This window comes from Thalassospira sp. UBA1131, from assembly GCF_002311515.1.
Classification (GTDB): Bacteria; Pseudomonadota; Alphaproteobacteria; order Rhodospirillales; family Thalassospiraceae; genus Thalassospira.
Window position 1 is genome coordinate 1 of sequence record NZ_DCAO01000084.1, and the last position, 3,165, is coordinate 3,165.

Genomic DNA, 3,165 nt, shown 5'->3' on the forward strand with positions numbered 1-3,165 from the left:
ACGCAACAGGCAACCAGACGATGGTAATTTTGGCAATTAGTCGATGGTTTCGTTTGCCGCAAAGCTGCGACGGTCGATTTTGAATTTCTTGATACGCGAGGCCAGCGTGGTTGGTTTGATATCGAGAAGGGCTGCCGCACCATTTTCCCCAAACACCTTGCCCTTGGTCATGGTGAGCGCATGGATGATGTTGTCATATTCGGTCTGGCGCAGCTCACCCCGGGTCAGTACGGTTTTTTCCGGTTTGCTGTCGGGCTCTGTCGCCGGCGCTGCTAATTTGCGGCTGTCGCGCCCGCCCTGTTCGGGCAAATCAAAATGCAGCTTGCCGTCGTGGGCCAGGATGGCAGCCCGTTCGATGACGTTTTCCAGTTCGCGGGCATTTCCCGGCCAGCCATAGTTTTGCAGGGTGCGGACTTGGCCCTTGGTCAGTGTTGGCTGCGCGATATTGAGGCGCTGACAGATATTGCGCAGGAAGTGCGAGGCCAGCGGCGGGATATCGTCGGGCCGTTCGCGCAAGGGGCGGCATTCAATCGGGAAAACGTTGAGGCGGAAATACAGGTCTTCGCGGAAGCGTCCCTGACGGACTTCTTCCTTAAGATCGCGGTTGGTGGCGGCAATCAGGCGGACATTGACCTCACGCGTGCGTTCTTCGCCGATGCGTTCGAACTTCTGATCCTGCAAAACACGCAGCAACTTGCCCTGAAGCTCCAGCGGGATTTCCCCGACTTCATCCAAAAACAGCGTGCCACCATCGGCCAGTTCAAACCGCCCGACACGATCACGCACAGCACCGGTAAAGGCACCGCGGACATGACCGAAAAACTCGCTTTCAAACAGTTCATGCGGGATCGCGGCACAATTCACACGCACCAGAACGCGATCAGACCGCGCACTGGCCTGATGAATGGCGCGCGCAATCAGTTCCTTGCCCGTGCCAGACTCGCCGGTGATCAGAACGTTGGCATCGGTGGGGGCGACAAGGTCGATCTGTTTGAGTGCACCCTGAATGGCATCGGACTGGCCGATGATTTCATGGTGGTTGTTGGTTGAGAGGATTTCTTCCTGCAGATAGGCGTTTTCAAGCTCAAGCCGTTCACGCAGGCGGTCGACCTCGGCAAGGGCAGCGTGCAGCTTTTCCTCGGCGATTTTACGTTCGGTGATGTCGCGAAAAACAATCACCGCCCCGATCACCAGCCCATGGTCGCGGATCGGGGTGGAGGTATATTCCACCCGGATGGGTTTGCCGTCACTGCGCCAGAAGACCTCGTCATCAACCCGCCTGACGATGCCCTCGCGAAAGGCGTTGTAAATCGGGCATTGTTCGGCGTGATACGGGTCGCCATTGACGTGCGAATGGTGGATGATCGAATGGATTTCGCGGCCAACCAGTTCCTCGGCCGTCCAGCCCAGCATACGTTCGGCCGCCGGATTGACGAATGTCGTGATCCCGTCGCTGTTAACCCCGTAAATGCCTTCGCCAGCAGCACCCAGGATCAGCTGGTTTTCACGTTCGATCTCGCGGAAAAACCGTTCGGCACGGCGCCATTCGGCGATGCCTTCGCGCAAGTAATCATCGGCCTCCGAGTCCACATCGCGGCGATGGCGGGCATCGAGATCGGAAATCGTCACGGTCAGATAGTCTTCACCATCCAGAATCAGTGGACGTGCTTCGTGCTCAAGTTTCAGTTCGGTGCCGTCGGGGCGGGTGAGGTCCAGCCCACGGGTCCAGGCAAATCCGTGATAAAAGGCCGCCTCGCTAAATACCACCAGACTGGGCACCTGACCTTTGTGCAGCGCACTCATCGAGGTCGTCAGAAGCTCTTCGATGCTGCGCCCCAACAGGTTCGCAGCGGCCTGATTGGCAAAGACAATCCGGTCCGTTTTAGGATGAATCAGCAAGGTTGGGTGGGTGTGAGCGAGCAATGCCTGCAAATGCAGGTTTTCAATCATCACCGGTAGGGGATTGATTTCACTGATCCTCATCACACACTCCTACGAAATATCGTAATATTTACTACGATATTTCGTGAATTACGATTTTTCGTATGTGGTTAGCGTCTCACTCAAAGGCGCAAGAGTCCAGCGTTTTCAACGAAAAATGACGCGATGCACAAAATGGCACGCCCGTTGCTGTAGGGACTGTGAACATCTGGTGCTGCCTTTCTGGCGGCGTAACAACACAGGGGGTGATCACATGTCAGTCAAAAGTCTGGGCAATCCATTTAGTGGCGATACCGATCTGCGTCACAGCAAATCATGCGGCTGTGATGTCTGTTCGTCAAAAGATGGGCATACACATGCATCACATAAAGACCATGACCATGGCGTAAAACACGATTTGGCCAGCATGCCGGCCCATAGTGATATGGGCGATATGGATGCCAAAACGCCGGAAAGCAGCGAAGAAATGCTTGATCGTGCCATCGACAGCGCAATTGTGCGTTCGGTGTTTGGTCACAACGACATTTCGCGTCGATCGTTTGCCAAAATGGTCGGTGGCAGCACCATGATGGCAGCCCTTGCCTCGGTCCTGCCAATCGACAAGGTCAAGGCCGCCATCCTTGATGATCTGGGCGCGCCCGAAAAATCCAAGCTGAATATCGGCTTTGTGCCGATCACCTGTGCCACGCCGATCATCATGGCCCAGCCGATGGGCTTTTATGAGAAATACGGCCTTGATGTTGATGTCATCAAGACAGCCGGTTGGGCGGTCGCGCGTGACAAGTCGCTGAACAATGAATATGACGCGTCGCACATGCTGACCCCGATGCCGCTGGCGATTTCGATGGGGGCCGGGTCAACCGCAACGCCGTTCCTGATGCCGGCCGTTGAAAACATCAATGGTCAGGCGATTGTCCTGCATAACGATCACCTTGATAAACGTGATCCCAAGCAATGGAAGGGCTTCAAGTTCGGTGTGCCGTTCGAATATTCGATGCACAACTTCCTGCTGCGCTATTACGTCGCCGAGCATGGCCTGGACCCGGATAAAGACATCCAGATCCGTGTCGTTCCGCCGCCCGAGATGGTCGCAAACCTGCGTGCCGGTAACCTTGATGGTTATCTGTCACCGGATCCGTTTAACCAGCGCGCGGTTTGGGAAAAGATCGGCTTCCTGCACACGCTGACCAAGGATATCTGGGAAGGCCATCCGTGCTGTGCATT

At 55.7% G+C, this 3,165-nt stretch carries 2 protein-coding genes; one reads left to right on the top strand and one right to left on the bottom strand.

The genetic code is table 11. The features are described from left to right. Positions 1 to 36 precede the first annotated feature (36 nt). The gene (locus tag B3Z49_RS12625; RefSeq protein WP_296991367.1) at positions 37 to 1,983 is read right to left on the bottom strand and encodes a sigma 54-interacting transcriptional regulator; all 1,947 of its coding nucleotides are present in this window, start codon (positions 1,981 to 1,983) and stop codon (positions 37 to 39) included. A gap of 211 nt (positions 1,984 to 2,194) precedes the next feature. Between B3Z49_RS12625 and B3Z49_RS12630 the strand changes: the two genes are divergently transcribed. Then, a partial coding sequence (locus B3Z49_RS12630; RefSeq protein WP_296991370.1) for a CmpA/NrtA family ABC transporter substrate-binding protein occupies positions 2,195 to 3,165 on the top strand: 971 nt, incomplete at its 3' end.